We start from the raw sequence: 7,428 nt of genomic DNA, 5'->3' as shown, positions 1-7,428 counted from the left end.
CGTCCTGCCTCAGGCATTCGGCGTTATATCACTTCCAGCCGGGCGTACTGGCTGACCAGCCACTTGGTGCCGGCGCCGTCAAAATTGATCTGCAGCCGGGCGTTGGGGCCCTGGCCTTCGAAGTGCAATACGGTGCCTTCGCCGAATTTCGGGTGCAATACCCGCGCGCCCAGGTTGATGCCATTGGACTCGGTTTCCCGAATCGGCCGCGACGCGCCGCCCACCGGCCGGCTGAAGCCGGCCCGGGCGCGGATTTCTTCCAGAAACTCGGCGGGGATCTCGCGCAGGAAGCGACTGGGCGGATTGTGGTTTTCATTGCCGTACAGACGACGGCTTTCCGCATGGGTCAGGTACAACTCGCGCATGGCGCGGGTCAGGCCCACGTAGCAAAGACGCCGCTCTTCGGCCATGCGGCCCGGCTCCTGGCTGGACATCTGGTGGGGGAACAGACCTTCCTCCATGCCACAGATGAACACCGCCGGGAACTCCAGGCCCTTGGCGGAGTGCAGGGTCATCATCTGCACAGCGTCCTCGTGGGCGTCGGCCTGGCCCTCGCCGGATTCCAGAGCGGCGTGGTCCAGAAAGGCGGTGAGGCTGTCCAGTTCGGAGTCTTCATCCTCGTCACCGAATTCCCGGGTGGCAGAGACCAGTTCGCGCAGGTTTTCCAGACGCTGCTGGCCCTTTTCGCCTTTTTCCTTGCCATGGAAATCCACCAGGCCGCTGGCTTCGATCACGTGTTCGGTGGTTTCCGCCAGCGACAGGCCGTCGCACTGCTGCTCCAGCTGCACCACCAGGTTCAGGAACACCGCCAGGGCATTGGTGGCCCGGGCGGTAAGTAACTGCTCACTGATCAGCGCCTGAGCCGCAGCCCACAGGGACACGCCACGCTGACGTGCCAGCTCGCGCAGGCTTTCCAGGGTCTTGTTGCCGATGCCCCGGGTGGGGGTGTTCACCACCCGTTCGAAGGCGGCATCCGCATCGCGATGGCTGAGCAGGCGCAGGTAGGCCAGGGCGTTCTTGATTTCCGCCCGCTCGAAGAAGCGCTGACCGCCATAAATGCGGTAGGGAATACCGGCCTGCAAAAAGGCTTCTTCCAGCACCCGGGACTGGGCGTTGGAGCGATACAGCACCGCCATTTCCCGCCGCGCGGTGCCTTCCTGAAACAGCTTTTCCACCCGCCCGGCAATAAAACGGGCTTCGTCCACTTCATTGAACCCGGCATAGAGGCGAATCGGATCACCGTCGCTGCCCTCGGTCCACAGTTCCTTGCCAAGCCGGTCGGCATTGTTGCCAATCACGGCATTGGCCGCTTTCAGGATGGTGCCGGTGGAGCGGTAGTTCTGCTCCAGGCGAATGGTGCGGGTATCCGGGAAATCGCGGCTGAACTTGTGGATATTCTCGATCTTGGCGCCGCGCCAGCCGTAGATGGACTGGTCATCATCGCCGACGATGGTGACGGCATTATCGTCGTTGGCCAGCAACCGCAGCCAGGCATACTGGATGCTGTTGGTATCCTGAAACTCGTCCACCAGAATGTGCCGGAAGCGACGCTGATAATGGCCACGCAGGCCATCGTTGTCGCGGAACAGCTCCAGCACCCGCAGCAGCATTTCGTTGAAGTCCACCAGGCCGCTGCGCTCGCAGGCTTCTTCGTAGCCGAAGTAGATCTTCTGCATGGTCTGCACGAACAGATCGCCATTGGCGTCCATGTGCTTGGCACGCAGGCCCTCATCCTTCTGGCCATTGATAAACCAGGTGGCCTGACGGGCCGGCCAGCGCTGCTCGTCCAGCCCCAGTTCCTTGATCACCCGTTTGATCAGCCGGATCTGATCATCCGCATCGATGATCTGGAAGCCCTGGGGCAGGCCCGCTTCCTGCCAGTGGGCGCGCAGCAGGCGATGGGCAATGCCGTGGAAGGTGCCCACCCACATGCCGTCGGCGGACATGTCCAGCAACTGCTCGATGCGCCCGCGCATTTCGGCAGCGGCCTTGTTGGTAAAGGTCACCGCCAGAATACCGAACGGCGAGGCCTGCTCGGTGGCGATCTGCCAGGCAATACGGTGCACCAGCACCCGGGTCTTGCCCGAGCCGGCACCAGCCAGCACCAGTAAATGTCGGTCATCGGCAGCCACCGCGTCGCGCTGGGCCGGGTTCAAGCCATCAATAAGGGAAGTTACGTCATCCATGGCGCGGGAGTTTAGCAGAATGTCCGCTGGCGCGATGCCTGCATACTGAACCCGGTTAGATGAACCCGTGCAGCATGGCAATACGCCACTATCAAGAGTGAGATGGCGGTTTCCCTTGGCATCGCCGATAGGTAAACTGACAAAGAAAAACACTCGGCTAAACGCCAGAGGATAATAATCAAGGTGTCTTCGCAGTCTCCGCAAACCCGAACCGCTCCGCCGTTCAATGGCGTGCTCACTGAACAGTGCCAACTGTTACTCAGTGGCATTGCGGTGCTGATGTTGCTGGAAATAGCCAGTGCCATCACGCTGGTATGGGCCTACTGGAGCACCCCCATTCCCCGGCAGCACCTGCTGATCTGGCTGGGACTGGTGGCTGCCGTTCAGGTCGGCAAGTTGATCGCCCTGCCCTTCTGCCATCGGCGCCTGCGCAACGATCTGGCCACCCCACACTGCCGTCGCATTCTTTCTGCCGTCGCCCTGAGCACCCCACTGATCCTGGGCACCGCCGGTTACCTGTTCAATCCCCTGGATACCCTGTTCGCCAGCGACATGCTGGCCGCCCAGCTCACCATTGCCTGCCTGGGGCTGGGCCTGAGCACCATGGCTCTGGCCGCCTACAGCAGCCACTTTCCCACCGTTTTCCTGTATCTGCTGATGCTGCTCGGCCCCGGCATGCTGCGACTGTCGGAGACCCAGGCCCATGGCCAGCTCTCGCTGATGCTGCTGATGTCCCTGCTGGGACTGTTCTTCCTGTTCGCCGCCCGCCGCATCAACCAGACCGGCCACCAGGCCATGATGCTGCAGGCCAGCAACCGGTCGCTGATCGACTACCTGAACCGGGCCCGCAGCGATGCGGAAGCCCTCAACGAGAAGCTGGCTCAGGAAATCTACGAGCGTAAGGAAGCCCGCCAGCGCCTGCAGGAGACCAACGAGCGACTGGAATCCATGGTGCAGGAGCGCACCCGGGCCCTGGGCGAAACCAACCAGGCCCTGGCAGCCACCGGTGAACGACTGGAACTGGCGCTGGAAGCCAGCAATATCGGCCTGTGGGACTGGATGCTGGATACCGGGCGCAACTACCACACCAACTTCGACCGCCTGCTGGGTTACGACGGCGCCTACTTCAAGAATTTCTTCGGCGACCTGGAAACCCTGGTTCACCCGGAAGATCTGACCCGCATCCGCCGCGCCATGGTGTCCCACTTCAAGGGCCAGGATGACCGTTACCATGCCGTGTATCGGCTCCGCCATGCGGATGGCAGCTGGCGCTGGATCGAGGATGAGGGACGGGTGGTGACCTGGTCTGATCAGGGCCGCGCTCTGCGCATGATCGGCACCCGCCGGGATATCACCGAAGACCGCCAGAGCCAGGAGCAGCTGCGGCTGGCTGCCACCGTCTTCGACAACGCCCCGGAAGGCATCTTCATCCTCGACCACAAGTTCCGCTTCCTGGCAGTGAATGCCCGCTTCGAGCAGATTACCGGCTACAGCGAATCCATGGTGCTGGGCAAGCAGGTGCTGGATCATCAGGAAACCGCCGCCAACCGCGACACCTACAAGATGATTACCGCCGCGTTGCGAGAGAACGGTTTTTGGGAAGGGGAAATCAGCGAGACCCGCCGAAATGGCGAGCCTTTCCCGGAATGGCTGCAGGTCAGTGCGGTTCGCGACGAACACAAAAAGGTGATCCGTTTTGTCGGCATGATGTCCGACCTGACAACCCGCAAGGAAACCGAGCAGCAGCTGCAGTTCCTGTCCAATTACGACCGCCTCACCGGCCTGGCCAACCGCACCCAGTTCCGCGAACACCTGCACAAGTCCCTGACCCTGGCACGACTGAACCGGGAAAAGGTGGCGCTGCTGATGATCGACCTGGACCGCTTCAAACCGATCAACGAATCCCTGGGCCATGAAATCGGTGACCGTCTGCTCAAGGCCGCCGCCGAGCGCATGGCCCAGCACGCCGGGGGCGAAGAAAATCTCGCCCGGGTGGGCGGCGATGAATTCACCCTGCTGCTGGAAAACCACGGCGGCGAAGGGGCCATCAGCCAGCATTGCCAGAAGCTGATCAATGCCATGAAGAAGCCCTTCATGATTGACGGCCACGAACTGCTGCTCGGCGCCAGCGTTGGCATCAGCGTGTTCCCGGACACCGCCAAGGAAGCCCAGAGCATGATCAATCAGGCCGACATGGCGGTGTATCAGGCCAAGCGCAGCGGCGGCAACAACTTCCAGTTTTACCGCAGCAACATGCGCGTGGCCTCGGTGGAACAGCTGGCCCTGGAAACCAGCCTGCGCAAGGCCATATTCAAGAACGAGTTCGTGGTCTACTACCAGCCGAAGATGGACCTGGCCAGCAACCGCATTACCTCCGTGGAAGCCCTGGTACGCTGGCAACACCCGACCATGGGCCTGCTGCCGCCAGCGGATTTCATTCCCCTGGCCGAGGAAACCGGGCTGATCTCCGCCATCGGCGAACTGGTGCTGGAGCGCTCGTGCCGCCAGGCTCACCAGTGGTACAAACAGGGGCTGGGCAATATCTGCGTGTCGGTGAACCTGTCCGCCCACCAGTTCCGCAAGGGCAATGTGGCCGAGATCGTCGACCGGGTGCTGGAAAGCACCGAGCTACCGGCTCACCTGCTGGAACTGGAGCTCACCGAAAGCCTGATCATGGAAGACATGGAGCAGAACATCGAACTGCTCCAGCAACTGCGTACCCGCGGCATCGAACTGGCCCTGGACGACTTCGGCACCGGCTATTCCTCACTGAGCTACCTGAAGCGCTTCCCGGTGGACACCCTGAAGATCGATCGTTCCTTCATCATGGATCTGGACAAGAGCCCGGACGACGCCGCCATCACCCGCGCCATCATCGACATGGCCCACAGCCTGCAAATGAACGTGGTCGCTGAAGGCGTGGAAACCGAAGCCCACCTGAGCATCCTGCGCGACATGCACTGCGACATCATCCAGGGCTTCCTGATCAGCCGCCCGGTGCCGGAGAAGGAGCTGGTGGAGTTGTTGCATACTCAGGCGTATCGGAAAGCAATTGATAATTGAGAATGGATAATTGATAGCGCGCGCATAAGCATCTCAACGATCTGAAACAAATGAGGCCGCGCCCATAGTCTGGGCGCGGCCTCATTCGTTTGCAGAACCCAACTAGCGCTGTCCCGCGAGTTATCAATTATCCATTCTCAATTATCAATTAAGCAGAGCCAGCGTCTCCTCCCGCTGAAAATACCCCTCCAAATGCCTACGCAACCACGCCTCCAGCAGGCCTTCGGCGCGCAATTTTTCCATTACCGGGGGCAGGAAGCGGCGGGCGTCGTCGAGCATCAGTTCTCGGGTGACGCCCAGTTCGTCGAGCAGCTCCATCAGGGTGGTGTCGCCGTACTTGTCGAAGAAGGCGTTGACCCCGGAATCCAGCATGGCAATGAAGTAGTCGGTATGGCGCAGATCGCGCCAGTACTCAAAACCGATCACGAACAGCTCCTGAATATCCTCGCTGCTGATCAGTTCGCGCAACTCCGCAACCGGACGCTGGGAGAATTCCTGCCAGGCCACCAGCACCAGCTCGCGCAGTTCGTCCAGGTTTTCATCCCGGTACAGCCAGGGGTCACTGAGCAGTTGTTCCGTGCGCTTGAGCAACCATTCCTGCAAACGCACTTCCAGGCTGCCCAGCCAACGGGCCGGCAGGCGCTTGCGCAACTGCTCGTGCAGCGCCGGCGGCAAGCCCTGGTGCAGCAGGGTTTTCAGCCCCAGCTGGGCGCCACCGGCCAGCAACGCCAGTAGCACCGGGTTGCGGCCCAGCCAGGCCATGCTCTGGCGAGACAGGGGAATCTCCAGCACCTTGTCGAGCAGGGCCATGACCACATCCTCGTCCACCACATCGCCGATGAGGCGGTCGCTCTGGATACCGTGGTCGTAGAACTGCTCCACCATGTCACCGACCAGCTCGGGAATGGCGCCGCTGATGTCCATTTCTGCCGCATATTTCTGGGCAGTAATGCGGATCTGCTCGACGCTGACCCAATCGTTCAGAGTATAGCGGGTGGCCACATCCAGAGCGTAATCCAGCTCCTGCTCGATCAGCCCGTCCAGCTGGCCCGGCGACAGTTTGGCCAGCAGGTGGTCAATCAGGCCATCCAGTAAACGATTGGCAACTTCCTGTTTATCATGAGCCATTTTTTTCATTTCCCGGTGGAAAAAACTTGCTGTGTGACACAGCAATTGTATCATCGAATGATGTAACAGTTACGGAGGTACGCACCATGGCGATCTCGATTCTTCCCATCCGCCGCAATCTGAAATTCAACCTGAACCCGGCCAAAGCCCTGACCTGGCACCGGGACGGCCTGAATGTCAGCCAGTTCATGAACACCATGAGCCTGTTTTTTCCGGTGGGGGAACGCTTTTTCATCGACAGCGTACGCAATTACCGTGACCAGATCACGGATCCCGAGCTGAAAAAGGCGGTCACTGCCTTTATCGGCCAGGAAGCCATGCATGGTCGTGAGCACGAAGAGTACAACGATTTCGTTGCCCGGGCAGGTATTCCCCTGCACGCCCAGGAAGCCTTTGTGGCCCGCCTGTTGAAAGCCGTGCAGGACTATTCCCCGCAATCCTTCCAGTTAGCTGCCACCGTGGCCCTGGAACACCTGACCGCCATTCTCGGTGGCGGCCTGCTGGATCTGCCAGAAATCATGGAAGGGGCCGACGAGGGCTACAAGGCCATCTGGAACTGGCACGCCCTGGAAGAAACCGAGCACAAGGCGGTGGCCTTCGATGTCTACCAGGTGGCCGTCGGTGACGACAGCAACCTGGGCGCCTATGCCCTGCGCAGCGGCACCCTAGTGGCCGCCACCGGTATCTTCTTTGCCCTGATGATTCCCTTCTACGTGCACAACGTGCGCATCAAGGGCGGCCTGACCGATCTGAAAGGCTGGCGCGCCGTGGCCAGGAATACCTGGGGCAAGAAAGGGATTTTCCGCAATATTACCAAGCCCTGGTTCGACTGGTTCAAACCCGGTTTCCACCCCTGGGACCACGACAACAGCGAGCAGCTGAAGAACTTTGAAGCCTTGCTGGGCGACCTCCTCAAGGAGGAGGCCGCCTAACAATTTCCATCACCGAGCTCTCCCTTTTCCGGTGACTCCAGGGTCGGCATTTATGCCGGCCCTTTTTTTGAGTTGCGAGTCCCACCGCTTTGCAAACGTAGGGTGCTACTGAGCCTAAG

4 protein-coding genes are annotated in these 7,428 nt (G+C 60.7%); 2 read left to right on the top strand and 2 right to left on the bottom strand.

Translation table 11 applies throughout. The features are described from left to right. Window positions 1-23: 23 nt before the first annotated feature. Entirely contained in the window at window positions 24-2,186 is a 2,163-nt protein-coding gene (uvrD, locus tag B3Q33_RS07155) for a DNA helicase II (protein WP_273009167.1), read from the bottom strand. Between the two features lie 183 nt (window positions 2,187-2,369). On the opposite strand from uvrD, the gene B3Q33_RS07150 reads away from it, so the two are divergent. Then, the gene (locus B3Q33_RS07150; protein ID WP_272962790.1) at window positions 2,370-5,249 is read left to right on the top strand and encodes a GGDEF domain-containing phosphodiesterase; all 2,880 of its coding nucleotides are present in this window, start codon (window positions 2,370-2,372) and stop codon (window positions 5,247-5,249) included. Window positions 5,250-5,393: 144 nt separating this feature from the next. Here the strand turns inward: B3Q33_RS07150 and B3Q33_RS07145 are convergent, their stop codons facing one another. Further along, entirely contained in the window at window positions 5,394-6,377 is a 984-nt protein-coding gene (locus B3Q33_RS07145) for a hypothetical protein (RefSeq protein WP_272962791.1), read from the bottom strand. An 86-nt stretch (window positions 6,378-6,463) separates the two neighbouring features. Here B3Q33_RS07145 and B3Q33_RS07140 point away from each other — a divergent pair, with 86 nt between their 5' ends. Then, a complete protein-coding gene (locus B3Q33_RS07140) occupies window positions 6,464-7,309 on the top strand; it encodes a metal-dependent hydrolase (RefSeq protein WP_272962792.1) in 846 nt (281 codons plus the stop codon). The last annotated feature ends 119 nt before the right edge of the window (window positions 7,310-7,428 follow it).

The sequence above is a fragment of the Alcanivorax sp. UBA3183 genome (assembly GCF_002364155.1).
GTDB lineage: Bacteria > Pseudomonadota > Gammaproteobacteria > Pseudomonadales > Alcanivoracaceae > Alcanivorax > Alcanivorax jadensis.
Note: the sequence above shows the minus strand (reverse complement) of the source record. Positions and strands in the feature narration are given on the sequence as shown.